The following is a 26,950-nucleotide window of genomic DNA, read 5'->3' on the forward strand; positions in this document are numbered from 1 at the left end:
CGGCGTAGTCGGCCAGGCTCCAAGGGTTCGAGTTTGAACCTTCAATCAGGCGCGATTTTTGTGTGAAAAAAAATTCGAAAAGGTTTAGGATGAATTCGAGCGATGTCGTTTCCGAATAGCGCGCCGCGCACGACATCGGTCGCAGATCTCGGCGAGGAGGTAGCATGGATATCTACAGCAGCTTCGCGACCCGCTTCGAAAAAACGCGAGAAGAAGAGTTCTCGCTCGAGGAGTATCTCGCGCTCTGCAAAGAAGATCCCAGTGCGTACGCCACGGCTGGCGAACGCATGCTGACGGCAATCGGGGAACCAGAACAGATCGACACTCGCATCGATCCGCGCCTCTCGCGCATCTTTGCGAATAAGGTGATCAAGGTTTATCCCGCGTTCCGCGAGTTCTATGGCATGGAAGACGTGATCGAGCAGGTCGTCGCGTACTTCCGCCACGCGGCGCAGGGTCTCGAAGAGAAGAAGCAGATCCTCTATTTGCTGGGCCCGGTAGGCGGCGGCAAGTCTTCCATAGCGGAACGGCTCAAGCAGCTCATGGAGCGCGTGCCACTTTACTCGATCAAGGGCTCGCCCGTGAACGAGTCGCCGCTCGGTCTGTTCGACTATGACGAGGATGGTCCCATCCTCGAAGAGCAGTACGGCATTCCTCGCCGTTATCTGAAGAGCATCCTGAGCCCGTGGGCGGTCAAGCGTCTGCACGAATTCAACGGCGACATCCGCAAGTTCCGCGTGGTGCGCCGCTATCCGTCGATCCTGCGGCAGATCGGCATTGCGAAGACGGAGCCGGGCGACGAGAACAATCAGGACATCTCCTCGCTCGTCGGCAAGGTCGACATCCGCAAGCTCGAGCAGTACGCCCAGGACGACGCGGACGCGTACAGCTATTCCGGTGGCCTGTGCCTCGCGAATCAGGGCTTGCTCGAATTCGTCGAAATGTTCAAGGCGCCGATCAAGGTGCTGCACCCGCTGCTCACGGCCACCCAGGAAGGCAACTTCAAGGGCACTGAAGGATTCGGCGCGATCCCGTTCAACGGCATCATCCTCGCGCACTCGAACGAGTCGGAGTGGAAGGCGTTCCGCAATAACCGCAACAATGAGGCACTCCTCGACCGTATTTTTGTCGTGAAAGTGCCGTACTGCCTGCGCTATTCGGAAGAGATGAAGATCTACGAGAAGCTCCTGCGCAACTCGTCCCTCGCCGATTCGGTGTGCGCACCGGGCACGCTCAAGATGATGTCGCAGTTCTCGGTGCTCACGCGCTTGCAGGAGCCGGAGAACTCGAGCCTGTTCTCGAAGATGCAGGTGTACGACGGCGAGAATCTCAAGGACACCGATCCGAAGGCCAAGTCGTATCAGGAATACCGCGACTTCGCCGGTGTGGACGAGGGCATGGCCGGGGTCTCCACGCGCTTCGCGTTCAAGATCCTCTCGCGCGTGTTCAACTTCGATTCGACTGAAGTGGCCGCCAATCCTGTGCACCTGATGTACGTGCTCGAACAGCAGATCGAACGCGAGCAGTTCCCGCCCGAGACCGAGCAGAAGTATCTGTCGTTCGTGAAGGACGTGTTGGCGTCGCGTTATGCCGAGTTCATCGGCAAGGAGATCCAGACCGCTTACCTCGAATCGTATTCCGAATACGGGCAGAACATCTTCGATCGCTATGTCACGTACGCCGACTTCTGGATCCAGGACCAGGAGTTCCGCGACCACGACACGGGTGAGAGCTTCGACCGCGCGGCGCTGAACGCGGAGCTCGAGAAGATCGAGAAGCCCGCGGGCATCAGCAACCCGAAGGACTTCCGCAACGAGATCGTGAACTTCGTGCTGCGCGCGCGTGCGGCCAATGCCGGCAAGAACCCGGCTTGGATCAGCTACGAGAAGCTGCGCGTGGTGATCGAGAAGAAAATGTTCTCGAATACGGAAGAACTTTTGCCGGTCATCTCGTTCAATGCAAAGGGATCGGCGGAAGAACAGCGCAAGCATGAAGACTTCGTCAATCGCATGGTCGCGAAGGGCTACACGCCCAAGCAGGTCCGGTTGCTCTGCGACTGGTATCTGCGGGTGCGCAAGTCGTCATGAGCGCAGAAGCAATACCTTCCTGCTGCGCCGCCGCAGGTTTCATGCGGCGGCGCAAAAGGGAAATCCGGCGGGGCGCAGGCCACGTAGCCGTGAGTCAGTGAACGTGGCATTCCAGACTGCGCACCTCGTCCATTCGAAACGTGAGCGGGAGACTGGATGTGCTTCATCAAATCATCGACCGCAGGCTGGCCGGCAAGAACAAGAGCATTGCCAATCGCGAGCGCTTTTTGCGCCGTGTGAAGAACTATATTCGTCACGCCGTCTCGGAAGCGGTGCGTGACCGCAGCATCAAGGACATCCAAAGCAACCAGAGCATCACCATCCCGCGCAAGGACATTGCCGAGCCGTCGTTCCGGCACGGCCCCGGCGGCCGGCGCGAAATGGTGCACCCCGGCAACGAGGACTACATTCGCGGCGACCGCATTCCGCGTCCGCAAGGCGGCGGGGGCGGCGGCGGCAGCCAGGCGAGCAACGAGGGCGAAGGTCAGGACGACTTCGTGTTCGAGCTCTCCCGCGAAGAGTTCATGCAGTACTTCTTCGACGACCTCGAGCTGCCGCGCCTGATCAAGACCCATCTGATGGCCGTGCCCACGTGGAAGAGCATCCGCGCGGGCTGGGCCGCCGAGGGCACGCCCAACAACATCGACGTGGTGCGCTCGCTCAGGAGCGCACTGGGCCGGCGCATCGCGCTGGGCGCGCCGCTCGTCAACGAACTGCACGACCTCGAAGAGCAGCTCGAGGCGCTGATGGCCGATCCGTCCGACCGGCGCGAAGACATCAAGCAGCTCGAGGAGCAGATCCACCATCTGCGCGGGCGCATCTGGCGCATCCCGTTCATCGACCCATTCGACCTGCGGTACGTAAATCGCGTAAAGCAGCCGCAGCCGTCGAGCCAGGCCGTGATGTTTTGTCTGATGGATGTGTCCGGGTCCATGGACGAGCAGCGCAAGGATCTCTCCAAGCGCTTCTTCATCCTGCTGTACCTGTTCCTCAAGCGCAATTACGAGAAGATCGAGGTGGTCTTCATCCGCCACCACACGCGCGCCGAGGAAGTGGACGAGGACACCTTCTTTCATTCGACGGAAAGCGGCGGCACGGTCGTGTCGAGCGCGCTGGAGCTGATGAAGAAGGTGATCGAGGACCGCTACTCGCCGAGCGACTGGAACATCTACGGGGCGCAGGCCTCGGACGGCGACAACTGGACCGACGATTCGCCGAAGTGCCGCAAGCTTCTCGCGGATGACATCCTGCCTCAGGTGCGTTATTTTGCCTATATTCAAGTGACGCCGGAGGAGCAGAACCTCTGGCTCGAATATGCGCAACTGGCGCTCAGCGAGCCGCATCTGGCCATGAAGAAGGTGGACAACGCGGCGGACATCTACCCGGTCTTCCGGGAGCTTTTCGAGAAGCAGGTGGAGACTTCATGACGACACGCCACTTGCACAATGAGGCGCGCGGCTATCAGCCGGAGCGCCGCAAGACCGGCGGCCACGGGAAAGGACAGCACGGCGATCACGAGGCCGCCGCAAAACGGGGGGGACACCCGGACGAGCCTGCGCGCCCAGACGCGCACGGGCTGCCCGACCATGACCTCCCTGAACCCCGGCTTCCGGAAACCAGGGAATTGCATATGAACGTAGCCGACAGACGGCCGTTGCCGTGCCCATCCGACTGGACCTTCGAGCTGATCGAAGAATACGACACGCATATTTCGCATGTTGCAGAGCAATACGAACTGGACGTCTATCCGATCCAGCTCGAGTTGATCAGCGCCGAGCAGATGATGGACGCCTATGCGTCGGTCGGCATGCCGGTCAATTATCGCCACTGGTCGTTCGGCAAGCACTTTCTCTCCACCGAGAAGAGCTATCGGCGGGGCCAGATGGGTCTCGCTTATGAGATCGTCATCAATTCGAATCCGTGCATTGCGTATCTGATGGAAGAGAACACGATGACGATGCAGGCGCTCGTCATCGCGCACGCGGCGTACGGGCACAACTCGTTCTTCAAGGGCAACTACCTGTTCAAGCTCTGGACGGACGCGCACGCGATCATCGACTACCTCGTCTACGCGAAGAATTACATCGCCGAATGCGAGGAGCGCTTTGGGCTCGACCGTGTGGAGGAGTTGCTCGACTCGTGCCACGCGCTCATGAATTACGGCGTGGACCGCTACAAGCGCCCGCAGAAACTCTCGCTCGAGCGCGAGGCCGCGATGCGCCGCGAGCGCGAAGCGTATTTGCAGTCGCAGGTCAACGAACTGTGGCGCACGCTGCCGAAGACGCAGCAGCCGATCGCCGAAGAATTCGACGAGCGCTTCCCGCCCGAGCCACAGGAAAACCTGCTGTATTTCGCGGAAAAGAACTCGCCGCTGCTCGAACCGTGGGAGCGCGAAGTCATTCGCATCGTGCGCAAGGTCGGTCAGTACTTCTATCCACAGCGGCAAACGCAGGTGATGAACGAGGGGTGGGCCACCTTCTGGCATTACACGCTGCTCAACACGCTGTATGCGCAGGGCAAGCTCGAAGACGGCTTCATGATGGAGTTCCTGCACTCGCACAGCAACGTGGTCTATCAGCCGCCCGTCACCAAGCACTACTACAGCGGGATCAATCCGTACGCGCTGGGCTTTTCGATGATGAGCGACATTCGCCGCATCTGCGAAAACCCCACGGAGGAAGACCGCAAGTGGTTCCCCGAGCTGGCCGGCAGCCCGTGGCTCAAGGCGCTGCACTACGCGATGCGCAACTTCAAGGACGAGAGCTTCGTGGCGCAGTATTTGTCGCCGCATCTGATCCGCGAAATGCGCCTCTTCTCGGTGCTCGACGACGACATGCGCGACGCGCTCGAAGTCTCGGCCATCCATGACGAAAGCGGCTACCAGTATGTGCGCCAGGCGCTCTCGCGGCAGTACGACATGCATCACCGCGAACCGAACATTCAGGTGTGGTCGGTGAACACGCGCGGCGACCGCAGTCTCACGCTGCGCCACTTCATGAGCGACAACCGTCACCTGTCGGGCGACACCGACGAAGTGCTGCGGCACATGGCGCGGCTCTGGCAGTTCGACGTGTATCTGGAAAGCGTCGACGAGAACGGCACGGTCAGAAAGCGCTACGAATGCCGCTACGTGCCGCCGCCCGTGCGGGTCTGACGCCCACGCTTTCGCCTGTCGGCAGTGCAACGAAAGGCCAGCCTGCGTGCTGGCCTTTTTCTTGTCGTCGCGCAGCATGCCTTTCGCTTGGGTTTCAGCATTGCAAGCGGCCCTGAACGAACGCGCCATGCCGCGCTAAGATACGGCGCTGTCCCGCCACGTATAACGTATCGATCACTCAGGAGCCTATGCGGATGCAACTATCGAAAGGACGCCGTCATGGCGTTTGACCTGTTCAGCGGCGTGCGGCCGCTCAACCGCGCCGGGGCCTTGCGCGACGCGAAAGCCGGTGTGCTGCTCGCGTCGATGAACATCCCGCAGCTGCTCGGCTATGCGCGCATTGCGGGCATGCCGGCCGTCACCGGCATCTATACCGGCTTCCTGCCACTGATTGCGTTCGCACTCTTTGGCGCTTCGCGCCACCTCGTGGTGGCCGCGGATTCGGCCACGGCCACCATCTTCGCGAGCAAGCTCTCGTCCATGGCGGCGCCTTCGAGCGCCGAATACGTCGCGCTGGCCGGCATGACCGCGCTGCTCACGGCGGTCTTTCTGCTGATCGCCCGCATCTTCAAGCTCGGCTTTCTGGCCGACTTTCTCTCGCGCACGGTGCTGGTGGGTTTTCTCACCGGTGTGGGCGTGCAGGTGGGAGTGGCCATGCTCGGCGATATGCTCGGCATCCCGTACACCTCGCGGCGCACCGTCCTGCAGATCAAGCAGATCGTCGTGCAGTTCTCCGCCATTCACTGGCAGACGCTTGCCATTGCCGCATTCGTGGTCGTGGCGATTCTCGTCTTCAAGCGCTTGAGGCCGGGCTGGCCGGTGCCGCTCCTCGCGGTGGTCGGCGGCATCGCGGCGAGCGCCATGTTCGATTTCGCGGGCCACGGCATCGCGGTGACCGGGCCGGTGCAGGGCGGCCTGCCGCATATCGCGTTTCCGGCCGTCGGCTGGTTTCAGATGATCGATCTGCTGCAGGTGGCGGCGTCGTGCGTCGTCATCATCGTCGCGCAGAGCGCCGCGACGAGCCGCGCGTTCGCCGAGCGCTACGGCGAGCGCGTGGACGAGGACCAGAATCTGCTGGGCCTCGCCGCGGCGAACGCGGCGGCGGCGCTGAGCGGCGCCTTCGTCGTGAACGGCAGCCCCACACAGACCGCCATGGGCGATCAGGCCGGCGCGCGCAGCCAGTTCGCCCAGCTCGTGTTCGCGGGTGTCGTCGTGGTCGTGCTGCTGTTCTTGAGCCGCTGGCTGCAATATCTGCCGCGCTGCGTGCTCGCTGCCATCGTGTTCACGATTGCCGTCGGGCTCGTACACATCGGCCAGTTGATCGACATTCGCCGCGAGAGCCGCGGCGAGTTCCGCCTCGCCGTGGTCACGGCGATCTCCGTGGTCGTGATCGGCGTGGAGAACGGCATCCTCATTGCGATCGGGCTTTCGTTGCTGCGCCACGTGCGCCACAGCTACCGGCCGCACACGATGGTGCTCGCGCCCAATGCGGAGGGCCGCTGGATGCCCGTGCCCGCGCACGCGGGGCTCGTGACCGTGCCCGGGCTGATCGTTTACCGCTTCGGCGCAGACCTTTTCTACGCCAACGATCATCTTTTCGTCGATGAGGTGCGAGCCCTGATCGACGGTGCGCCGGCACCCGTTCACTCGCTCGTGATCGATGCAGGCGCGATCACCGATGTCGATTATTCGGCAGGCCGTTCGGCTAACGAACTATGCGAGTCGCTGCGCAAGCGCGGCATCAAAGTGATTTTCGGACGCGTCAACCCATACCTGCGCGCGGACATGAATCGGCATGGCATTACGCCCGTGGTGGGCGCGGAGAACGTCTACACGACGCTGCACGAGGCCCTTGCGGCCGTGCACCCCGATCTCGACGTGCACACGGATCAGTGACGAGGCCTGACCCGGCGCGCGGCGGGGCGCAGCCCCGCTGCGGCCGCCTCGCGCGCTGCGCCTTACGAATCGCCTGATGGCTGCCCTGCGGCAGTCCTTCGCCAGTTCGCGCGCTGCGCAGAACCGACTTCAAAGCCTCCAGAAAAACCCGGATTGCCTGCGAGAATTCGCGGCTGATATCGTGCGCCTCAAGCGCTGTGGAAGCGCTTCCACTCCACCGCCGGCGGGTTGCAGCAACACCCGGCTCGCGGTCCTTGCGCAGGAGCTTTCGTGACACACGATATAGCCGCTTCGCCATACGCCGCCCCGACTGCCACGCTCGAAGACGACGCCTTCACGCCGTCGCCCGATTCCGCGCTGTGGCGGCGCGATTTCCTTCTGGGCGCGGCCACCGCGTCGTACCAGATCGAGGGCGCCGTGGCCGAAGACGGCCGGCTGCCCTCGATCTGGGACACCTTCAGCGCCACGCCCGGCAAGGTGCTCGCAGGCGACACGGGTGCCGTGGCCTGCGATCATTACCACCGCTGGCAAGGTGACCTCGATCTACTCGACGCGCTGAATTTCGAGGCCTATCGCTTCTCGATCGCCTGGCCGCGCGTGATGGATGCGTCGGGCCGCCCCAACGCGAAGGGCATCGGTTTCTACAGGCGCCTGCTGGAGCGCCTGAAGGAGAAGGGCATCCAGACCTTTGCGACGCTCTATCACTGGGACTTGCCGCAGCATCTGGAAGACCGCGGTGGCTGGCTCAACCGCGACACCGCGTATCGTTTCGCCGACTACGCCGATCTCATGAGCCGCGAATTCTCTGGCCTCGTCGACGCGTGGATGACGCTCAACGAGCCGTGGTGCTCGGCGTATCTCGGCTACGGCAACGGCCACCATGCGCCGGGCCTCGCGAATGCGCGCTATGCGACCCAGGCGATGCATCATCTGCTGCTGGGCCACGGGCTTGCCTTGGCGGCGCTGCGCGCGAACGATCCGGACTCGGCCAAGGGCCTTGTCGCGAACGTCGGCCGCGGCACGCCGGATTCGGACTCGGCCGCCGACCGCACCGCCGCGCGCCGCTTCGAAGTCCAGCACAACGCCTGGATTCTCGACCCGCTCTTCAAGGGCGAGTATCCGGCCGAACTGTTCGAGCTGTGGCCCGGCACGGAGCCGCTCGTGCTGGACGGCGACATGCAGACGATTGCCGCGCCGCTCGACTTCCTCGGCATCAACTACTATTTCCGTACCCAGGTGAAAAGCGATGGCGCGCACGGCTTTGTCGAGGTGCCGCTCGCCGGCGTCGAGCGCACGCAGATGGGCTGGGAGGTCTATCCGGACGGCCTGCGCGATTTGCTCGTGGGTTTTCATCGGACGTATGAAAACCTGCCGCCCGTCTACATCACCGAGAACGGCATGGCCTCGGACGACCGGGTGCGTGACGGACGGGTGGACGATGCACAGCGCATCTCGTTCCTCAAGCGCCATCTGGCCGCCGTGGATGCCGCGATCAAGGCGGGCGTGGACGTGCGCGGCTATTTCGTGTGGTCGCTGCTCGACAACTTCGAGTGGGCGTTCGGCTACGAGCGGCGTTTCGGTGTCGTGCATGTGGACTACGACACGCAAAGGCGCACGCCCAAGCGCAGCGCGGAACTGATTGCGCGCTTCATCGCGGAGCGGGGCGCGCGCGGCGCCGCTTGAAGCGCATGACGCGCACGAGGCGCTGTCCATACCGGTGCGCGAGTTTGGCTTCATCGATCAGCAGACAAACCGGAGACGCAATGAAGCAACACGCACTTGTTCTGCGCGGCATCGTCGCGGCGCTGGCCCTGGCCGGCGCCGTCGTGGCTCACGCAGCGGACGCGCCGCTCAAGGCCACCGTGATCCACTGGTGGACCTCGGGCGGCGAATCGGCCGCCATCAAGCAATTCGCGCAAGCCTACGACCAGGCGGGCGGCCAGTGGGTCGACAACGCGATTGCCGGCGCGGACCAGGCGCGTGCTACGGCGATCAACCGCATCGTCGGCGGCGATCCGCCCACGGCGGCGCAATTCAACACGTCCAGGCAGTTTCACGATCTCATCGACCAGGGACTCCTGAATAATGTCGATACGGTCGCGGCCAAAGAGAACTGGAGTGGCATCCTGCCCGAATCGGTGCTCAACCAGATCAAGGTGAACGGGCACTTCTACGCGGCGCCCGTGGACATCCACATGCAGGACTGGTTCTTCTATTCGAAGCCGGTGTTTGCGAAAGCCGGCATCGCGAGCGAGCCGAAGAACTTCAACGAACTCTTCGCCGATCTCGACAAGCTCAAGGCGGCGGGCGTGATTCCGCTTGCGCTCGGCGGCCAGCCGTGGCAGGAGAAGATCACCTTCGACGCGATCTTTGCCGATATGGACCGCAATCTCTACATGAAGGTGTACCGCGACCACGACGCGGCGGCCGTCAATTCACCGGCGTTCAAGAATGTGCTGACGACGTTCAAGCGTCTGCACAACTATGTCGATCCAGGCTCGCCTGGCCGCAACTGGAACGACGCGACGGCGCTGGTGATTTCGGGCAAGGCGGGCATGCAGATCATGGGCGACTGGGCGAAGGGCGAGTTCTCCAACGCGAACCAGGTGGCGGGCAAGGACTTCGGCTGCTTCCCCGGTTTTCCGAATTCGCCGTACATGGTCGCGGGCGACGCGTTCGTGTTTCCGAAGACGGACAATCCGCAGGCCGTGAAAGCGCAGCAACTGCTTGCCACGGTCATGACCTCGCCGAAAGCGCAGGCGGCCTTCAGCGAGAAGAAAGGCTCGATACCGATCCGCCAGGACGTGGACACCTCGGGCTTCGACGTTTGCGCAAAGGAGGGCATGGCGATCATGAAGGACAAGTCGCGCCAGTTGCCGAACCCGGAGATGCTGATTACGCCCGACGTGCAGGGCGCGCTTCAGGACGTCATCACGAACTTCTGGAACAAGAACCAGTCGGTCGATGATGCACAAAAGGCGTTCGCCAACGCGATCAAGAGCTAGGCGGCCCATGTACGCGCTCAAGCTGGGTCACGCGAAGCGGCAAGCCCGTCGCCAGGCGCACGCGGGTCGTTCCAGGCGGCGGTTGTCGCTCGCCGCATGGATCGCGCTGCTCCCCATGGCGGCCACGGTCGTGTTCGCGTATCTCGGCACGATGCTGTGGACCGCGCGTGTCTCGATGACCTACTCGCGCTCGCTGCCGACGAACACGTTCGCGGGCGCGACGCAGTATGTGCGGCTCTTCGAGAACGACCGCTGGATCGGCTCGCTGCAAAACCTCGCGATCTACGGCGCCTGCTTCATCGCGGCCTGCCTTGCGATCGGCCTGCTGCTCGCGATCTTCATCGACCAGCGCGTCGCGGCCGAAGGCGCGCTGCGCACGATCTTCCTCTACCCGTATGCGATGTCGTTCGTCGCCACCGGGCTCGTCTGGCAATGGATCCTCAATCCCGAGCTGGGCGTGCAGGCCGTGCTCCGGCACATGGGCTTCGCGCACGCGCGCTTCGACTGGATCGTCTCGCAGCGCTTCGCGATCTATACGCTCGTGATCGCGACGGTGTGGCAGGCTTCGGGCCTCGTGATGGCGTTGATGCTCGCGGGACTGCGCGGAATCGACGAAGAGATCTGGATGGCCGCGCGCCTCGACGGCATTCCACGCTGGCGCGTCTATGCGAGCATCGTCGTGCCGATGCTGAAGACTTCGATGTCCACGGCGTTCGTGTTGCTCTTCGTGATGGTCGTGAAGCTCTACGACGCCGTGGTCGCGATGACGCAAGGCGGTCCCGGCACCGCGAGCGAAGTGCCCGGCAAATTCATCATGGATTACCTGTTCAATCGCGCGAATATCGGGCTCGCCTCCGCTGCCTCGATCGTGCTGCTCGCCACCGTGCTGGCCATACTCGCGCCGGTGCTCTATGCGCGCAGCCGCGTTTCGGCCATGGCGGCGCGCAGGGGAGAGCGCACATGAGCGCGCCGCTTGCCGATCCGTCCAGGGGCGGCGCGCGTGCAACGAGCGGAGTGCGCCGCAAGCCAGCGCCCAGGCGGCGGCGCCACTTCACGCCGGCGCGTCTTGGTGTGTATGGATTCCTGATTATCGCGGCGCTCTTCTTCCTGCTGCCGCTCTACGTGATGCTCGTCACGTCGGTCAAGCCAATGGACGAAATCCGCATGGGCCATCTGCTCGCGCTGCCGCGTCATCTGACGCTTGCGCCGTGGCAGGACGCCTGGTCGTTGGCGTGCACGGGCCTCGAATGCGCGGGCATACGCGTGGGTTTCTGGAATTCGGTGCGCATCGTCGTGCCGAGCACGATCATCTCGATCGCAGTGGGCGCCGTGAACGGCTATGCGCTCTCGTTCTGGCGGCCGCGCGGCGCGGGCGTGTTGTTCGCGGTGCTGCTCGCGGGCGCGTTCATTCCCGTGCAGGTGATGGTCTACCCGCTCGTGCGCGTGCTGGCCACCGTGCATCTGTTCGCTTCACTGCCTGGCATCGTGGTGATCCATACGATCTTCGGCATGCCGGTCATGACACTCCTGTTTCGCAACTACTATGCGGCGCTACCGCAGGAGCTCTTCAAGGCGGCGCGCATCGACGGCGGCGGCTTCTGGCGCATCTTCGTGCAGCTCATGCTGCCGATGTCGGCGCCCATCGTCGTGGTCGCCTTGATCATGCAGGTCACGGGTATCTGGAACGACTACATTCTCGGGCTGGTTTTCGCGGGCACGAAGAATCTGCCGATGACCGTGCAGCTCAACAACATCATCAATACCACCACGGGCGAACGGCTCTACAACGTCAACATGGCCGCGACGATCCTCACTTCGCTCGTGCCGCTCGCGATCTATTTCGTGTCGGGCCGCTGGTTCGTGCGCGGCATCGCGTCGGGCGCGGTGAAGTGAGAGGAGACTGACGATGACGCATCCGGCAAACGTAGCGGTGCGCAACCTGCGCATCGAGCTTGGCGCGAACACGGTGATCGACGACCTCGACCTCGACGTGCGCGCGGGCGAATTCGTCGTGCTGCTCGGTCCTTCGGGCTGCGGCAAATCCACGTTGCTGCACAGCATCGCGGGCCTCATCGACGTGGCCGACGGCAGCATCGAGATCGCCGGCGAGGACATGACATGGGCCGACCCGAAAGACCGCGGCGTGGCGCTCGTGTTCCAGTCGTACGCGCTCTATCCGACGATGAACGTCGAGCGCAATCTCTCGTTCGCACTGCGCATCAATGGCACGCCGCGGGCCGAGATCGAGCGTCGCGTGCAGCGCGCCGCCGAGATGCTCCAGCTCGGTCCGCTGCTCTCGCGCAAGCCGGCACAGCTCTCGGGGGGCCAGCGCCAGCGCGTGGCGATCGGCCGTGCACTGGTGCGCGAGGCCGACGTATTCCTGTTCGACGAGCCGCTCTCGAATCTCGACGCCAAGCTGCGCACGGAATTGCGCCGCGAGCTCAAGCAACTGCATCAGCAGCTGGGCGCGACGATGATCTACGTGACGCACGATCAAGTTGAGGCCATGACGCTCGCCACGCGCATGGCGGTGATGAAGGGCGGCGTGATCCAGCAGTTCGGCACGCCCGCGCAAGTCTATGCGCGTCCCGAGAACCTGTTCGTCGCGACCTTCCTCGGCACGCCGCCGATGAACCTGCTGCGCGGCGTGCTCGAAGCCGACGAAGGCAAGCTGTGGTTCCGCGGCCCGCGCCTTTCGGTCGACGTCTCGCACTATGCGTTCAAGGGTGCGCCCGATCTCGCGAAGCCGTGCGTGCTCGGCGTGCGCCCCGAGGACGTGCGGGCCGCCGCTGCGGCGCAGGCAGCGGCGGGGGGCGAGGCGCTGCAGGGTCAAGTCACCCTGGTCGAGCCGATGGGCAACCACCGAGTCCTCTGGCTCGATTATCATGGCTCGCAGATCGCTTCGATCGACCAGGACAAGAGCCCGCTCGCGAACGGGGCGCTCGTGCCGTTCGAGATCGACAGCGGGCACGTTTCGCTGTTCGACGAGGCCAGCAGCCTGCGGCTCTGAGCGGTGCTGGATGCGGATTCGTCAGATGAAAACACGCTGACGGCCAGGCGTGCCCGGGTAAAAACGCAACGACAAAAACGCAGAGGGGCAAACACGAAGTGGCAACCCTGAAAGACGTGGCAACGCTGGCTGGCGTGGGTCTTTCCACGGCGTCCCGGGCGATCTCCGGCAAGGGGCCGGTGTCGGCCGAGGCCGCCGCGCGCGTGCAGGCCGCCATCGAGCAACTCCACTTCCGGCCTTCGTCCATCGGGCGGGCGATGGCGACGCAGTCGCTCGGCATCATCGGCATTTTCGTGCCGACTTTCTTCGGCTCGTATTACGGCACCATCCTCAAGGAGACCGATACCGAATTGCGCGCGGTGGGCCGTCATGTGGTGGTGGCCACGGGCTGCGGCGAGTCCTCACCGCGCGAGCAGGCCGTCGAGGCCGTGCGCTTTCTGATTGGCCGCGATTGCGACGGCGTGGTGGTCATCAGCCACGACCTGCACGACGAAGACCTCGAGATGCTGCACGCCCTGCATCCGCGCATGGCATTCCTGAACCGCGTGTTCGACGGGTTGCCCGAAGCGTCGTTCTGCGCCGACCACTTTCACGGCGGCGAACTGGCCGCGCGCACGCTCGTCGAGCACGGCCACCGCAAGATTGCCGCGATTGGCGGACCGGCGAGCTCGTCGGACAACCTCGCGCGCCTCGACGGCTTTTTCGCCGAGCTTGCGCGTCATGGCATCGCGCGCGAAGCGGTGCCGCTCATCATGTCGGACTTTTCACCCGAGGGCGGCTATGCGGCGGCAGGCGAGTTGCTCGACTCGAAGCGGCGCTTCACGGGTCTGTTCTGCGCGAACGACACGATGGCCATGTCGGCACTCGCTCGCTTCCAGCAGGCGGGCATCGCGGTGCCGCACGATGTCTCCGTGATCGGCTACGACGACGATTATTCGGCGGCCTACATGGCGCCCGCGCTCACCTCGGTCCATATTCCGACCGCCGAGCTCACGCGCAATGCCGTGCGCTGGCTCATCAACCAGTGTTACGGCACGCACTGGGACATCGAGCGCAACTTCGAAGTGAGCGTGTCGATGCGCGCGTCGGTCGCGCGGGCGAACTCCGCGCGACTCGCCTGACGCTGAACCCGCGAACCGTCCGGTGTTGGTTCTCGCCCGCGTGCGAGCTGGCTGCTCAGCAAGGCACGACCACCGGCGGCGCGCCTGCACCGGCGTCAACCATGCGTACGGGAAATCCAAAGCAACGCTCGATCAGGTCCGCACGCATCGTGTCGCGCGGTGCGCCGTGCGCGAGAATCGTGCCGTCGACGAGAAACGCGATGCGGTCGGCGTGACGCGCCGCGAGGTTAGGATCATGCACGATCGCGAGTGCGCCCATGTGCCATTCGCGTGCGAGCCGCCGAACCGTTGCGAGCAGGTGATGCTGGTGTGCGAGATCCAGCGCGGCAGTGGGTTCGTCGAGCAGCAGATAGCGGGGCGTAACCCTGCCGCCATGGCCTGGCGCTTCGTGCCCGGAGGGCCAGAGCTGGGCGAGAACGCGTGCGAACTGCACACGGGCCAACTCGCCACCCGACAGCGTGGTGACGTTACGCTGAGAAAGCGCCGATGCTCCTGCGAGATCGAGTGCTTGCCTCGCGATATCGTAGTCGGGCGCGGACAGCACACCGGCCCGGCGCGCATACGGATAGCGGCCCAGCAGCACGATTTCTTCGGTACTGAATGGAAATGCAGGATGGAAGGCTTGCGGTAGCACCGCGCGCAGGCGTGCGAGCCGCTGTGCGCCGATTGCGTCGAGCCGTTCCCCATTGAGGGTGAGCGTCCCGGACACGCGCGTGGCCCGGGCATGTGCACGCCCCTGGAATTCGCCGGCCAGCGCTTTCACCAGAGTGCTCTTGCCGGCGCCGTTACGGCCGAGCAGGGTGCATAGCGTGCCGGGCTCGACGCGCATTGACAGGTTTCGCAGGATCGGCGTCTCGCTGTGCGACACGCTAAGTCCATCGACCATCAGCATGGCGGGTTCGACTCCTCTTCGTTCATGCGACTCGTAACAGGTACGATAGTCGGTTCATAGCCCCAGTCGGCCACGGCTTTTTCCCAGCAGGACGAGGAAAAAGGGCGCGCCAAGCAGGGCGGTCAAAATGCCGAGCGGCACTTCCGCTGGCGCGGCGAGCGTGCGTGCGGCGAGGTCGGCCAGTACGGTCAGCGTGGCGCCGAGCAGCATGGCTCCCGGCATCACGATGCGTTGATCGGGACCGCAGGCGAGCCGCACGCAATGCGGTGCGACCAGGCCGATGAACCCGATCATCCCCGTGCAGGACACCAGTGCACCGACACACATTGCCGATGCGACGAGCACCCGCTGCTTGATCGCATGCACCGGCACGCCGAGATGGAGCGCTTCGGTTTCGCCGAGTTGAAGGGCATTGAGCGCATGGCGCTGACGAGCGAGCCAGCCTGCACCGAGCACGGTCAATGGAAGCACCGTGCCGACCATGCCCCAATGCGCGCCGCCCAGGCTGCCGAGGCTCCAGAACGTGAGCGAGCGCAGTTGCGCGTCGTCGGCCACATAGGTCAGGAGTCCGATGCCAGCACCCGCGAGGGCGTTGACGGCGATGCCCGCGAGCAGCAACAGCGAAAGCGCGAGCCGCCCGCGCGATGCGGCGAGCCTGTACACGAGCGCCGAGACCGCGAGCGCTCCCACGAAGGCCGCGACGGGAAGCCAACCGGGAGCGACGGCCCCGGCAACGATGAGCGGCCCGAGTACGATCAACGCCGAAGCGCCGAGCGCCGCACCGCTCGAAACGCCAATCAGGCCCGGGTCGGCAAGCGGGTTGCGCAAGAGCGCCTGCAACGCGCTGCCTGCCGCCCCGAAGCCGATACCGACGAGAACCGCGAGCATGACGCGCGGCAGCCTGATAGTAAGGATCACAGAGCGAATTGGCTCAATTGCGGCATCGTGTGCGAATGCGGCGCCGGGCCAGAGCGCCTGGAACACCTGAAGCGGCGTGACGCGGTATGCGCCGGTGCAAACGGCGGCAAGCATCGAGACCATGAGGAGGATGCCCAGTATCGCGAGTGGGATCCATGCGGCGCGGCGCCGCCGCGCCGCGCGCTCTGTCGCGCTAGCGTGTGCGAGTCGGCTCGCGGACCGGATCGTGCTCATGCGGCAGCCAGTTTCCGGTGCAGTTCCAGGACCGCCTCCGGCAGGCGCGGACCGAAGCCGAGCAACAAGAGCGCGTCGAGCGAAACGACACGTTGCGCCCGACCGGCCGGTGTATCCGCGAAGCCCGGCGCGCCGAGAAGCGCTTTCGGCGAGCCCGTTGCGGCGAGGCCCTCGTCGGTGGTCAGCACGATGTCGGGTGCCAACGCAACGAGCGCCTCCGCTGTCAACGGGCGATAGCCATTGAATCCCTGCATGACGTTGCTGGCTGTGGCATAGGTCAGCATCGCGTCGGCGGCGGTATGCTGTCCGGCCACGAGCGCCTGGTTGCCCGTGTGGTTCAGGACAAACAGCACGCGCGGCGGTTTGCCAGCGCGCGCCGTGCGCGCGAGCGGTGACGCAGCGATCGTGTCGCAGGTTGTCTGCCAGCCGCGGTCGAAATGGGCGCGCAGGGCGGCGCCCGCGCCTTGGGCGTCGAGAGCCGTCGCGATGCCGTCGATCTTCATGCGGACCGTGTCGACGTCGTGGCCCTCGGCGAACGTCCGCACGGCTACGCCGGCATCCTTGATCTGCGAGAGCACAGCGGGGGGGCCGGCTTCGGCGGATGCCAGCACGAGGTCGGGGCGCAACGAGAGCAGCCCTTCCGCGGATAGCGCGCGTTGATAGCCGACTTTCGGCAGCCGGCGCGCCGCATCCGGAAAGGTACAGGTCGTATCGGCGCCAACGAGCCGGGCGTTGGCGTTCAGCGCGTAGACGATCTCGGCGAGCGCGCCGCCGATCACGACGACGCGTCGGGCGTCGCTACGTCGGGCGTCGCTACGTCGGGCATCGCTACGCAGCGCATTGGCGCCCTGCGGGGCGCTCGCATTGGCGAGGCTCACACCGGTCAAGCCGGCGAGGCCACTTGCGCAAAGCGTCGCCGCCCCGAGGCCTCCCACGAACGCACGCCGGGCGCGATTCACAGAAGCGGCGCTCACGCCAGCGCCTCCCCGCGGTCAAGCGCAGGCAAGCTTGCAGTCAACGCGCGCCAGCCGTCGAGTTCGACCGCGCCGGGCTTGCGTGCGCCGAACAGCATTGCAACGTTCTCGCCCTGCGCATCGAACAGCTCGAGCGACGTGACGATCCCGTCGCTCGTCGGCTTTCTCACGATCCAGGCTTGCGCGATCCGGTCTTCGCGCACGTGGAGGTTGAAGCCGGGATCGAGCACGTTGAGCCACGGACCCATCGAACGTATCGTCCGCACTGGGCCGGTATGGATCTGGATCATGCCGTGATTGCCGACGAACACCATGATCGGCAACTGCGTGGCCGCCGCACTCTCGAGTACGCGCTTGAGCGAATCGGGCGCCACCGGGTAGGCGAATTCGTGCGCGGCAAGGCGCAGCGCCTGGGTGCGGGCGAGTCCGAACTTGCGCAGCATGCCGAAGAATTGATGCGTATCTGTCATCGCCGCCCAGGCGCTGCGCCAACCCGCGACGTCGATGGCGCTGTCGGGGCGCGCAGCGGCGGGTTCGGGGGCGGCCGCGACCTCGAGGCCCGCGATCTGATCGCGCATGCGCCAGCGTTCCACCACGGCATCAAAGGCGGCGTGATTGCTGTGGTCTCGCAGGAATATCTTGTGCACGGCATGGCCCTGTGCGTCGAAGAATTGCAGGCTCTTCATCGCGCCGTGCTCGGTTGCCTCCCGCACCGCGAATCCCGACGACCAGTTCCTGTAGAAGATGCGCAGATCGATCGCATGGCCCAGTGCAAGGCCAATTGGACCGTCGTGGCTCATCTCCTCGAACGGGCCATCCTTTTCGTGTACGGCGGCCTCGTTGCGCGTGAGCGCCATCACGGCGCCGAGCGTTGGCATCTCTTCGAACAGGTCAACGAAGCGCGGTTCGAGGCGAACGACATGTTCGCCGACAAACGCGGCCAACGCTTCGCCTTCGCTGACTCCGAGTGCTTGCGCGGCTTCGCGGTTGCGAAGCTTCCTTTCGTTCTTGACGCGCAGGAAATCTTCGCGCAGCAGATGCGGCGCGACGGGCGTGGTGCGGCTGGTGGTGGTAGCGAGTGAATTCAACATGGCAATCTCCTTTCTTTGCAGGCTGAATAAAGAACCGGCGTAGCGGACAGGCGCGGGGTCCGGATATCAGAAGTCCATCTTCATGCTTACCGAGACATTGCGGCCCGGCGCCGTATACGCGTCGAGTACTGGCGACGATTGCGCGATGCCGCGTACGTCCGACCAGTTCCAGTACTTGCGGTCGAACAGATTGAACACGCCCAGATACGCGACGACGTGCTTGGTGAAGCGATAGCCTCCACGCAGGTCGACAACGAAGGAAGAGGGCGATGTGAAGCAGGGGATCGATTGACGCCGGGCATTGAGGCAGGTGCCGGATGCGATGTCGCTCTCGCTCTTCGCCAGTTGGAACAGCAGGTCGGTCTGGACGAACCAGCGCTCGCCCGGCTCGAAGCGCACGCCCAGCACCGCGGAGAAGGGATTCACTGTGTTGAGCGGCTGGCTCGGCTCCCCTTCGTTCTGCATCGTGCCCTTCGTATAGGCCATGGCCGTCTTGAGCGTCACGCCGTTGGGCATGACCCACTCGGCGCGGCCTTCGAATCCGTAGATGCGTGCCTTTGCGAAGTTCACGTACTGATAGACAAGCGGGTTCGACGCCGTTCCCGCACCGCCGATGGTGCGCTGAGTAATGAAGTCGCGGTAGTTGCCGCCGAAGGCTGCCGTGCCATAGCGGAGCGCCCCATAGCCTGTGCCGAGCTTGCCGCGCAGACCGACTTCGATCGTGTCGCTGGTTTCGGGTTTCAGGTCAGGATTGCCGATCGACGTATAGCCGTAAATCGGATTGGCGAAACTGTTATTGACCTGATCTGGCGTGGGCGTGCGAAACCCGTGTGCGTACTGGGCATACGGCGTCAGCGCAGGCGATATCTGGTAGAGCACGGCAAGCCGCGGCGAAAGCGCGTGGTCGCTCGTCGATACGGCGGTGCCCGCGTAGAGCGGATCGTCGGTGCGAGGGCTGAGACGGTACGCGTCGAAGCGCAGGCCTGGCGTTACCGTGAGCTTGCCGTAACCGATTTCGTCCTGCACGAACGCGCCCACCAGCGTGTAGTCGGTGTCGGGAAACGCCTTGTTTGGGAACGGCAGTTCGCCGACGCCAGGCACCGTGCCGTTACGCAGGTTCTTGACGCGGTCGAGGCTGCCGTCGGCGCCGTAGACGAGCTTGTGCCCGAGTGCCCCTGTCGTGAACGCACTTTCGGCAAACGCCGAGCCGCCGAAGACGTTTTCCGAGTAGGTGTTGTCCCGTGTACGGGATGGCGAGCTGCCACGCCTCTCGTTCGAAAACTGGTCCTGATAGGAGTCCTGATAGTAAAGCTGAAAATGTGCGGTCTGAAGGTAGCGATTGCTACGGTCCGAGAAGTCGTAGTCGAGGCTGTACCGGTTGCGCTCGAGCTTGTTGTTGTCAGTGAGCCCGAGCGTCGTCGGCGGATTGATGGCCGATAGCACGTTCGTGTCGATACGCTGTTGCACCGTTTCCGCGGTGAACTTGAGCGTGTCGTGCGCAGTTGGCGTCACGACGATCTTTCCTAGCAGCGACTCAGTGTAGGTATCCTGCGGATTCGCAGTCGTGCGCAGCGTGCTGGCCGAGTTGTTCGAGCCCATCGTGTCTGTCTCATGGCCTCGTCGCCCGTCGGCAATGATCATGCCTTGCACGAGATCGTTGCCGGCCGCGGCTGAAACCGTGCCGCCAAAACTGCGGTCCGCGGACGCATAGCTTGGCCGCAGCGAGAAATAAGTCTTCTTGCCGTAGATGTCGAGCAGGTCCCGCGGATCTTTGGTGATGAAATTCACCGCGCCTGTGAGGCCATCGCTACCGTAGAGCGCCGAAGCGGGGCCACGCAGAATCTCAATGCGTTTCAGCGTCTCGACATCGGCGTAGTCTCCGCGGCCGGCTTCGAGCGGGCCGAAAGAGAAGGCGCTCGGCAGGCGGATGCCGTCCTCCATCAGCAGGATGCGATTGCCTTCGAGGCCACGAATGTTGATGCTCGAGTCGTTGTCCCTGCCGCCGCCTTGCGCTGCTGACGTCGGGCGATACGGAGCGCGCGGCACGGTGACGCCTGGCTCATAGCGCAGGGCGTCCTTGACGTCGTTCGCCTGCTGCTCTTCGATATCCTCGCTCGTGATGACCGATACGCTTGCGGCCGTGCGGCTGGCCGGCGTGGCGACACGCGTGGCCGTGACAGTCACAGGGTCGAGTTGATCGTTGACACCCCGCGCGGCGAAGAGCATGGCAGCCGGTGCTGGCTGCACGGCGGCAGTAGACGCCGCAGCCGGTGCGGCCTCGGAGGAGGCCGTGGGTGAGACCATACCGGCCGCATGTCCGGCAGTAGCGTGGAGGCTGAAGGCACCAAAGAATGCTGCGCAGACGCGACGCGGTGTCAAATGAAGCGGATGCAAGAAAGGTTCTCCCAGTCACGAGTTTGGATCGAAAAGCTGGCTGGGCGAACGCGATGCCTGGCTGGCGCGCGCATTGGCATTGTCCAATGCATACGGCGCTGACAAGCTGAGAATTGTAATGAGAATCATTATCAAAAGCAATGAAAATGAAAGGAATATCGGGATACCTGTTGTCCGTTCGGCGGCGCGCGGTATATAGCGCCTGGACCCCACGCACAGTCGAGTGATGTGCCGGTTTAGTTTGATTGGAAAGCAAATCTATACAGGACCAAAAGACAGGCGGCGCCCGGCTTGGGGGCGCCAGACTGGAAAATTGTGCGAAACGCAAAGGCACACCGGCTACGGCTGCGCGGCGAGCGCAGGCGAGGGCGCTGAGGTGGGAACCGCGGTTGGCGCTGCGGTTGGCCTATAGGCGCCGGTGAGCGAGTTGAGGAAGGCAGTGAGCGCGTCGACATCCGCATCCGAAAGCGTGGCGCCGAGCTGATACTGCGCCATCTTGCGCACCGCCTCACGCAGATCCGTTACGCTGCCGTCGTGGAAATACGGTGCCGTGAGCGCCACGTTGCGCAGTCCCGGGACCTTGAACCACTGGCGATCGCGCGTGTCGTGCGTGACGTTCTCGCGCCCGTTGTCGGCGTCGGTCAGCGCATCGCCGCGCGCGGCGAAGTAATCCCCGGCTCGGCCCATGAAAGCGCATCGGCGGCATCGTGTCGTTCGTCACCACGCGCTCGAGCTTGGCGAGATCGGCCTGCGCGGGCGGCGTGCCGTCGCGCAACGCGCTCGACAGCGGGTCGAGACGGAAGTATCGCTGGCCCTTGTCGATGTCGTACTGCGAGCGCTGCCGGATGCCGGGCAGCGCGGCGTAGGGCGGCAAGACGGCCTTTGCCGAGTGGCAGTAGTAGCACGCGTTGCGATCGAGGATGTCGCGAATGCGTCCGGCGTCGGCCGACGCGGCGGGCTGTTCGGCCGCGCTTTCGGCGTAGAGCGTGTCGTGATACCAGGCGATGCCACTGAGGCCGAGATAGCCGGCCGCGACAAGCGCGGCCAAGCCGACGAGGATCTTTTTCATTGTGGGCACGAGTTGCAGGAAACCTGGGAATCCTGAGCGGATATCCGGCCCGCACATGCCCTGGAACATGGCGGCAGCAGAGGCGAGGGCACGCAGCCGGATCAGCGTGCGATGCTACCGATACCCGGCAAGCTGGCCATTGCGGCATATCAAGCCGCACGACGTTTCATACGGCGAGCGGATGGGGCCGAACAACGCAGAACAGCGATCGTGGCTCACACGGGAAACGCGTAAAATCGGCTGCGTTTCCCTCTCAGCATTCATCGTCATGCCCGCGGATCGTCCGCTCAAAAAAGAAGAAGGCGTCGCCGTCATCGACCGCGCTTGCGCCATCCTGTTCGCGTTCCGTCCCGAGGACGGCGCACTCACGCTCGCCGAACTCGCGGCCCGCACCGGCCTCTACAAGAGCACGCTGTTGCGCCTGGCCGGCGCGTTGATCCAGCATCGGCTGCTAGTGCGTCTCGACGACGGCCGCTATCAACTCGGGCCGGCCACCTTCGCGCTCGGCGCCCTCTATCAACGCAGCCTCAATCTGGGCGACATCCTGTTGCCGCTCATGCGCGAACTCATGGAAGCCAGTGGGGAGAGCGTGTCGTTCTACGTGCGCGAGAATGCGGTGCGCGTGTGCCTGCATCGCGTCGATTCGAAACACGTCGTGCGCCATCACGTGCGCGAGGGCGACGTGCTGCCGCTGGAGACGGGTTCAGGCGGGCGGGCCTTGCTCGCGTTCAGCGGCGAGCCGGGCGAGGCGTTCGAGCGTACGCGGCAGGACTTCTACTGCGTGTCGATCGGCGAGCGCGAGCGCGAAACCGCGGGGGTGTCGATGCCCGTGTTCGGCGTGCACGGCGCATTGCGCGGCGTGCTCACGCTCGCCGGGCCGAGCTCGCGCATCGATCGCGCGTTCATCGACGCGAATCTCGATGCGCTGTTCGACTGCGCCGCGCGCGCCACCGACGCGCTGGGCGGCGACTCGCGCGCGCTGCGTGCCGCACGGCGCGCACATGCCGGAAATGCAGGCGCTTGAGCGCTGCGCGCGCGGGCCGCTTGTGCGTTTGGGCGGCTGGTTTCAGGTGCCGCCGGGTTCGAGATGGCGCTCGCTGGGCCCCGTGTATGCGTATGGGATCTGCCGCGGCATCGGCCCTTTGTTGCGCTCGCCGCGCCCGCGTTGCTCCCAGGCATGCGCGAGTATGCCCACCGCGCGCGACAGACAGAACACGCCGCGCGCGAGCTCGGGCGCGAAGCCCAGTTCCGCGTAGATCACCGCGGTCACGCCGTCGATGTTCATCGGCACCGGCTTGTCCTTGCGCTTTTTCAGCAGTGCTTCGATTGCCCGCGCGATCTGCGCATAGCGTCCACCGATGATGCCCGCTGCGACGCGCGCATCCACAAGCTCGAGCAGCCGCCCGGCACGCGGATCGACGGGATGGAAGCGATGCCCGAAGCCCGGGAGATACTTTCCGTGTGTCGCGATGAACGCATCCACGCCTTCTTCGACTGCGTCCTCGAGCGCGCTGCCCGCGTCGATGCGCCGGGCAATCGCTTCATAGAGTTCGACCGCCTGTTGGCCCGCGCCGCCGTGCACATCGTCGAGCGCATTGAGCGCCGACGCCATCGCGCCATTCAGCGGCAGCCCGCAACTCGTCGCCATGCGCGAAATCGCAATCGACGGCGCCTGAGGCCCATGATCGACCGAAGCGACGAGCGCCGCTTCGAGCAGCGACGCTTCACCTTCACCGGGCAGTTCGCCGCGCAGCATCAGCCAGATCATCTGCGGGAAGCTCACGCGGCCGATGAGCTCCTGGATCGGGTAGCCGCGTACGACGATCGACCCCGGGTGAATGTCGATGATCGACGTGCGCCAGTAGTCGGCGCACAGCGCGGCGAGATCGGCAGGGTGCGCGGCGGGTGAGGAGGGCGATGAGGGCGAAGCGGGTTGGGCCGATGCGTCGTTCGTCGTGGACATGGTCAGATGACTCCTTGTGCATGCAGCGCGTCGATCTGCGCGGCGTCATAGCCGAGTTGCGCGAGCGTTTCGCGCGTGTGCGCGCCGAGCGTGGGTGCGGGCGTGGCGGGCGCGGCGTCGCCGTCCGAGAGGCGCAGGCCCGCGCGCGTCACGCGCTGCGCGGCCTCGCCCTCTGCGGCAGCGAACTCGCGCACGAAGCGCCGCTCGGCCAGATGGGGATGCGCGAGTATCTGCGGCACCGAGAGCACGCGGCCTACCGGTACGCCGCGTTCGAGCAGACGCGTCTCCCAGTTCGCGGCGCCGTCGCCCGCGAGCGCGGCCTCGATCTCGGCCTTGAGTTCGGCGCGATATTGCTTGCGCAGATGGCGCGCGGCGAAGCGTGCGTCGCGCGGCAGGTCGGGGCGGCCGATCACCTCGCACAGGCTCTCGAACTGGCGCGTCTCGTTTGCAGCGATGTTCAGCAGGCCGTCGCCGGTCCTGAACGTGCCCGAGGGCGCCGCGGTGAAATTCTCGTTGCCCATGGGTGCGGGCTCCACGCCCGCGTTCAGATAGTTCGACACGACCCAGCCCATCGTCGCGAGCGTGGCTTCGAGCATCGAAACATCGAGGCGCCGGCCGCGACCCGTCGTGCGCGCCTCGACAAGCGCCGCGCAAATGCCGAACGCCGCCGTGAGCCCGCCCACTGTGTCCGAGACCGGATAGCCCACGCGCAGCGGCGCGCTTGCGGCGTCGCCGGTCACGCTCATCACGCCCGCCATGCCCTGGATGATCTGATCGTAGGCAGGGCGTGGCGAGAGCTCGCCGGAATCGCCAAAGCCGGAAATCGCGCAATAGACGAGGCGTGGATTCATTGCGGACAACTGATCGTATCCAAGACCCAGACGATCCATCACGCCGGGGCGGAAGTTCTCGACCAGCACGTCGGCGTTTTTCACGAGATCGAAGAAGATCGCCTTGCCGCGCGCGTCCTTCAGGTTCAGCGTGATCGAGCGCTTGCCCGCGTTCACCGCCACGAACGAGGCGCCCATATTGCGCGCGGCGGCCTCCTTGTCGGCGCCGAGGCGGCGCGCCAGATCGCCGCCTTCCGGGTGCTCGATCTTGGTGACATCGGCGCCGAGAAGGGCCAGTTGATACGCACAGAATGGACCTGCGAGCACGTTCGACAAGTCGAGAACGCGCACGCCGGCTAAAGGCAACTGATTCACGGTGGCGCCTCCTGAACAAGGTAAAAGGGCATCGCAGCTGTATCGTTCTGCGTAGCAGAACGACGTTCTATAAAACGTGAGCGGATGATAGCGCGAGCCATCTAGAGCATCGGCCCAGGGATTTCACGGAGCGCGATGCGCTCGCGTCCACTGTGCTGCCACGTTGCGTACGAAAGCATGGGCGCGGCCTCGCGCAGGGCGGCGCATTCGTGTCACGACCAGCCAGCCACTGGTAAGCTCAATCGTACGAAGCATGGACCCCATCATCCCCATGCTTCGCTGACCATTGCCAGCTTGCGCAGGGAGGGCGCAGGGCAATGCGGCAGGCCGCGAATCGGCGGCCGGAACCGACGACCTTTCAGTCAGGAGACGATGTGAACAAAAAAGTCTTCCCTGGAGTCATTGCGCGAGCGTTGCCGGCAACGCTCGCGACCTCGGCTTGCGTGGCGCTCATGGGCGCTGTCGTGCTAGGAGGCTGCGCTCATCCGCAAACGCAAGGCGAGCCGGTGCCCGCGCAATCGAACGTGCCGTCGCCGCTCAACGACCTCGGCATCGGGCCGGGCGAGGGCGGGCAAGGCGGCGAGGGTGGCACACCCGATGTCGATGCGCGCGCAACGGACGCGCTCGACGCCATGGGCGAGTATCTGCGCACGCTGCGTAGCTTCGAGGTGGACGCCGATACCTCAACCGACGTCGTGCTCGACAACGGCCAGAACGCCGCGCTCCTGCGTCACGCCGTGCTCAAGGTGAAGCGGCCCGATCGCATGCGCGCCGACATCACCGGCAATGGCAATGTGCGCGGCCTCGTCTACGACGGCCATCGCTTCACGATCTTCAATGAGAAGAAGGGCTACTATGCGCGGCACGACGCGCCACCCACGCTCGACGGGCTCGTGCACGATTTGGCCGCCAACTGGCACATCGAGGCGCCGCTCGTCGACCTGTTCTATTGGGGCAACGGCAAGTCGGACGACGCCGCAATCAGCTCGGCGCAAACGCTAGGCGTGGAGAAGGTCGACACGCGCAGCTGCACACACTACGCCTACCGGCAGGCGGGCGCGGACTGGGAACTGTGGATCGAGACAGGGCGCCGACCGCTGCCGTGCAAGATGATCATCACCGATACGACCCAGCCGACGCGTCCGCGCCATGAAGTGACGTATCACTGGAAGCTCAATGCGGCCTTCCCGCCATCGACATTCGTGTTTCATCCGCGGCCCGGCGCGCGGCAAATCGAGCTCAAGCCCGCGGATCGTCCGCCTTACGAGGAGGCGGAATGATGAAGGTGAATCACGCACAGCGGGCGATCGCCGCAAGCCTTGTTGCATCGATGGTGCTGGCTTCGCCCGCGGCGCTCGCGTTCCGCGGCATGGCGCGCACCAGCATTCATCCAATGGGCGGCAATTTCGGCGGCGGGCAGCTCACGCGGCCCGGCTTCAATGGCGGCGGTGAGCAGTTTCATGGCGGACCGCCAGGACCGCACCCGGGGCCTGGACCGGGACCGGGACCGCATCCACCCGGACCGCCGCCCGGTCCTGGGCCGCATCCGCCAGGGCCACCACCGGGTCCGCCGCCTGGTCCTGGGCCGCATCCGCCGGGGCCACCACCCGGTCCGCCGCCTGGTCCTGGGCCGCATCCGCCCGGTCCGCCACCTGGGCCGCCGCCCGGTCCTGGGCCACACCCGCCCGGGCCGCCGCCTCCACCGCCTCCGCCATACTGGGGCGGCGGGTGGTATGTCGATCCGGTCGCGGCAGCCGTCACCGTTGGCGTAACCGCGGCGGTGGTCGGCTCGATGGTTGCGACCCTGCCGCCTTCGTGCAGCGCGGTGGTGGTCGGCGGCGCGACATACGAGCAATGCGGCGCGACGTGGTATCAGCCCCAGTACATCGGCACTCAGGTGCAATACGTCGTAGTGCCGGCGCCTTAGTCATGCAAGC

22 protein-coding genes and 1 pseudogene are annotated in these 26,950 nt (G+C 64.8%); 13 read left to right on the forward strand and 10 right to left on the reverse strand.

Going from position 1 to position 26,950, the window contains the following annotated elements:
- The first annotated feature begins 164 nt into the window (after nt 1-164).
- From BO1_RS03190 to BO1_RS03235, 10 genes are all read left to right on the forward strand, one after another.
- Nucleotides 165-2,087: a PrkA family serine protein kinase gene (locus BO1_RS03190; protein WP_028216313.1), complete on the forward strand. Its 1,923-nt coding sequence runs from the start codon at nt 165-167 to the stop codon at nt 2,085-2,087.
- 158 nt (nt 2,088-2,245) lie between these two features.
- Nucleotides 2,246-3,514, forward strand: a complete 1,269-nt coding sequence (locus BO1_RS03195) for a YeaH/YhbH family protein (protein ID WP_028216314.1) — start codon at nt 2,246-2,248, stop codon at nt 3,512-3,514.
- Nucleotides 3,511-5,241: a SpoVR family protein gene (locus BO1_RS03200; protein ID WP_028216315.1), complete on the forward strand. Its 1,731-nt coding sequence runs from the start codon at nt 3,511-3,513 to the stop codon at nt 5,239-5,241. Before BO1_RS03195 ends, BO1_RS03200 begins: the two co-directional genes overlap by 4 nt.
- 219 nt (nt 5,242-5,460) lie before the next feature.
- Nucleotides 5,461-7,137: a SulP family inorganic anion transporter gene (locus BO1_RS03205; protein WP_028216316.1), complete on the forward strand. Its 1,677-nt coding sequence runs from the start codon at nt 5,461-5,463 to the stop codon at nt 7,135-7,137.
- A 270-nt stretch (nt 7,138-7,407) separates the two neighbouring features.
- Nucleotides 7,408-8,820, forward strand: a complete 1,413-nt coding sequence (locus BO1_RS03210) for a GH1 family beta-glucosidase (protein ID WP_028216317.1) — start codon at nt 7,408-7,410, stop codon at nt 8,818-8,820.
- 80 nt (nt 8,821-8,900) lie between these two features.
- On the forward strand, nt 8,901-10,142 hold the full coding sequence (locus BO1_RS03215; RefSeq protein ID WP_028216318.1) for an ABC transporter substrate-binding protein: 1,242 nt from the start codon (nt 8,901-8,903) through the stop codon (nt 10,140-10,142).
- Between the two features lie 7 nt (nt 10,143-10,149).
- Nucleotides 10,150-11,106 (forward strand): carbohydrate ABC transporter permease, encoded by a 957-nt coding sequence (locus BO1_RS03220; protein WP_028216319.1) that lies wholly within the window; start codon nt 10,150-10,152, stop codon nt 11,104-11,106.
- Complete coding sequence (locus BO1_RS03225; RefSeq protein WP_028216320.1) at nt 11,103-12,035, forward strand: carbohydrate ABC transporter permease; 933 nt, start codon at nt 11,103-11,105, stop codon at nt 12,033-12,035. The genes BO1_RS03220 and BO1_RS03225 overlap by 4 nt, the downstream gene beginning before the upstream one ends.
- Before the next feature lie 13 nt (nt 12,036-12,048).
- A complete protein-coding gene (locus BO1_RS03230; protein ID WP_043283653.1) occupies nt 12,049-13,152 on the forward strand; it encodes an ABC transporter ATP-binding protein in 1,104 nt (367 codons plus the stop codon).
- Nucleotides 13,153-13,250: 98 nt separating this feature from the next.
- Nucleotides 13,251-14,273 carry a LacI family DNA-binding transcriptional regulator gene (locus tag BO1_RS03235; protein ID WP_028216322.1) on the forward strand — a complete coding sequence of 341 codons (1,023 nt, stop codon included), beginning with the start codon at nt 13,251-13,253 and terminating at the stop codon, nt 14,271-14,273.
- A 55-nt stretch (nt 14,274-14,328) separates the two neighbouring features.
- Here BO1_RS03235 and BO1_RS03240 read toward each other — a convergent pair whose 3' ends face one another.
- From BO1_RS03240 to BO1_RS60940, 7 genes and pseudogenes are all read right to left on the reverse strand, one after another.
- Complete coding sequence (locus tag BO1_RS03240; RefSeq protein WP_028216323.1) at nt 14,329-15,165, reverse strand: heme ABC transporter ATP-binding protein; 837 nt, start codon at nt 15,163-15,165, stop codon at nt 14,329-14,331.
- A 54-nt stretch (nt 15,166-15,219) separates the two neighbouring features.
- Nucleotides 15,220-16,317: a FecCD family ABC transporter permease gene (locus BO1_RS03245; RefSeq protein WP_028216324.1), complete on the reverse strand. Its 1,098-nt coding sequence runs from the start codon at nt 16,315-16,317 to the stop codon at nt 15,220-15,222.
- Nucleotides 16,314-17,291: a heme/hemin ABC transporter substrate-binding protein gene (locus BO1_RS03250; RefSeq protein ID WP_028216325.1), complete on the reverse strand. Its 978-nt coding sequence runs from the start codon at nt 17,289-17,291 to the stop codon at nt 16,314-16,316. The genes BO1_RS03245 and BO1_RS03250 overlap by 4 nt, the downstream gene beginning before the upstream one ends.
- On the reverse strand, nt 17,288-18,382 hold the full coding sequence (locus BO1_RS03255) for a hemin-degrading factor (RefSeq protein ID WP_028216326.1): 1,095 nt from the start codon (nt 18,380-18,382) through the stop codon (nt 17,288-17,290). Before BO1_RS03255 ends, BO1_RS03250 begins: the two co-directional genes overlap by 4 nt.
- A gap of 66 nt (nt 18,383-18,448) precedes the next feature.
- Nucleotides 18,449-20,776, reverse strand: a complete 2,328-nt coding sequence (locus tag BO1_RS03260; protein ID WP_028216327.1) for a TonB-dependent hemoglobin/transferrin/lactoferrin family receptor — start codon at nt 20,774-20,776, stop codon at nt 18,449-18,451.
- A 339-nt stretch (nt 20,777-21,115) separates the two neighbouring features.
- On the reverse strand, nt 21,116-21,463 hold the full coding sequence (locus BO1_RS60935) for a hypothetical protein (RefSeq protein ID WP_028216328.1): 348 nt from the start codon (nt 21,461-21,463) through the stop codon (nt 21,116-21,118).
- Nucleotides 21,464-21,524: 61 nt separating this feature from the next.
- Nucleotides 21,525-21,914 (reverse strand): annotated as a pseudogene (locus tag BO1_RS60940) (heme-binding domain-containing protein); the annotation flags it as partial.
- Nucleotides 21,915-22,113: 199 nt separating this feature from the next.
- On the opposite strand from BO1_RS60940, the gene BO1_RS03275 reads away from it, so the two are divergent.
- Nucleotides 22,114-22,869 (forward strand): IclR family transcriptional regulator, encoded by a 756-nt coding sequence (locus tag BO1_RS03275; RefSeq protein WP_028216330.1) that lies wholly within the window; start codon nt 22,114-22,116, stop codon nt 22,867-22,869.
- A gap of 42 nt (nt 22,870-22,911) precedes the next feature.
- Here the strand turns inward: BO1_RS03275 and BO1_RS03280 are convergent, their stop codons facing one another.
- Together BO1_RS03280 and BO1_RS03285 are read right to left on the reverse strand one after the other, a co-directional pair.
- Nucleotides 22,912-23,808, reverse strand: a complete 897-nt coding sequence (locus BO1_RS03280) for a citryl-CoA lyase (RefSeq protein ID WP_084687747.1) — start codon at nt 23,806-23,808, stop codon at nt 22,912-22,914.
- Nucleotides 23,809-23,810: 2 nt separating this feature from the next.
- Nucleotides 23,811-25,013, reverse strand: coding sequence for a CaiB/BaiF CoA transferase family protein (locus BO1_RS03285; RefSeq protein ID WP_028216332.1), 1,203 nt, complete (start codon nt 25,011-25,013; stop codon nt 23,811-23,813).
- A 374-nt stretch (nt 25,014-25,387) separates the two neighbouring features.
- Here BO1_RS03285 and BO1_RS49485 point away from each other — a divergent pair, with 374 nt between their 5' ends.
- On the forward strand, nt 25,388-26,293 hold the full coding sequence (locus BO1_RS49485; protein WP_167338309.1) for a DUF2092 domain-containing protein: 906 nt from the start codon (nt 25,388-25,390) through the stop codon (nt 26,291-26,293).
- On the opposite strand, the gene BO1_RS58795 is transcribed toward BO1_RS49485, so the two are convergent.
- Entirely contained in the window at nt 26,275-26,475 is a 201-nt protein-coding gene (locus BO1_RS58795) for a hypothetical protein (protein WP_156992094.1), read from the reverse strand. The genes BO1_RS49485 and BO1_RS58795 overlap by 19 nt on opposite strands.
- On the opposite strand from BO1_RS58795, the gene BO1_RS61955 reads away from it, so the two are divergent.
- The gene (locus tag BO1_RS61955) at nt 26,407-26,940 is read left to right on the forward strand and encodes a DUF6515 family protein (RefSeq protein WP_407669896.1); all 534 of its coding nucleotides are present in this window, start codon (nt 26,407-26,409) and stop codon (nt 26,938-26,940) included. The two genes, BO1_RS58795 and BO1_RS61955, sit on opposite strands and share 69 nt — an antisense overlap.
- Nucleotides 26,941-26,950 lie beyond the last annotated feature (10 nt).

This window comes from Paraburkholderia oxyphila NBRC 105797, assembly GCF_000685075.1.
Taxonomy (GTDB): Bacteria; Pseudomonadota; Gammaproteobacteria; order Burkholderiales; family Burkholderiaceae; genus Paraburkholderia; species Paraburkholderia oxyphila.

Bases quoted from the DNA above. Each gene is read 5' to 3' on its own strand.
- BO1_RS03190 (WP_028216313.1), top strand. From the start codon at position 165: ATGGATATCTACAGCAGCTTCGCGACCCGCTTCGAAAAAACGCGAGAA.
- BO1_RS03200 (WP_028216315.1), top strand. From the start codon at position 3,511: ATGACGACACGCCACTTGCACAATGAGGCGCGCGGCTATCAGCCGGAG.
- BO1_RS03205 (WP_028216316.1), top strand. From the start codon at position 5,461: ATGGCGTTTGACCTGTTCAGCGGCGTGCGGCCGCTCAACCGCGCCGGG.
- BO1_RS03215 (WP_028216318.1), top strand. From the start codon at position 8,901: ATGAAGCAACACGCACTTGTTCTGCGCGGCATCGTCGCGGCGCTGGCC.
- BO1_RS03220 (WP_028216319.1), top strand. From the start codon at position 10,150: ATGTACGCGCTCAAGCTGGGTCACGCGAAGCGGCAAGCCCGTCGCCAG.
- BO1_RS03225 (WP_028216320.1), top strand. From the start codon at position 11,103: ATGAGCGCGCCGCTTGCCGATCCGTCCAGGGGCGGCGCGCGTGCAACG.
- BO1_RS03230 (WP_043283653.1), top strand. From the start codon at position 12,049: ATGACGCATCCGGCAAACGTAGCGGTGCGCAACCTGCGCATCGAGCTT.
- BO1_RS03240 (WP_028216323.1), bottom strand. From the start codon at position 15,165: ATGCTGATGGTCGATGGACTTAGCGTGTCGCACAGCGAGACGCCGATC.
- BO1_RS03245 (WP_028216324.1), bottom strand. From the start codon at position 16,317: ATGAGCACGATCCGGTCCGCGAGCCGACTCGCACACGCTAGCGCGACA.
- BO1_RS03255 (WP_028216326.1), bottom strand. From the start codon at position 18,382: ATGTTGAATTCACTCGCTACCACCACCAGCCGCACCACGCCCGTCGCG.
- BO1_RS60935 (WP_028216328.1), bottom strand. From the start codon at position 21,463: ATGGGCCGAGCCGGGGATTACTTCGCCGCGCGCGGCGATGCGCTGACC.
- BO1_RS03275 (WP_028216330.1), top strand. From the start codon at position 22,114: ATGCCCGCGGATCGTCCGCTCAAAAAAGAAGAAGGCGTCGCCGTCATC.
- BO1_RS03280 (WP_084687747.1), bottom strand. From the start codon at position 23,808: ATGTCCACGACGAACGACGCATCGGCCCAACCCGCTTCGCCCTCATCG.
- BO1_RS61955 (WP_407669896.1), top strand. From the start codon at position 26,407: ATGGGCGGCAATTTCGGCGGCGGGCAGCTCACGCGGCCCGGCTTCAAT.
- BO1_RS58795 (WP_156992094.1), bottom strand. From the start codon at position 26,475: ATGAAACTGCTCACCGCCGCCATTGAAGCCGGGCCGCGTGAGCTGCCC.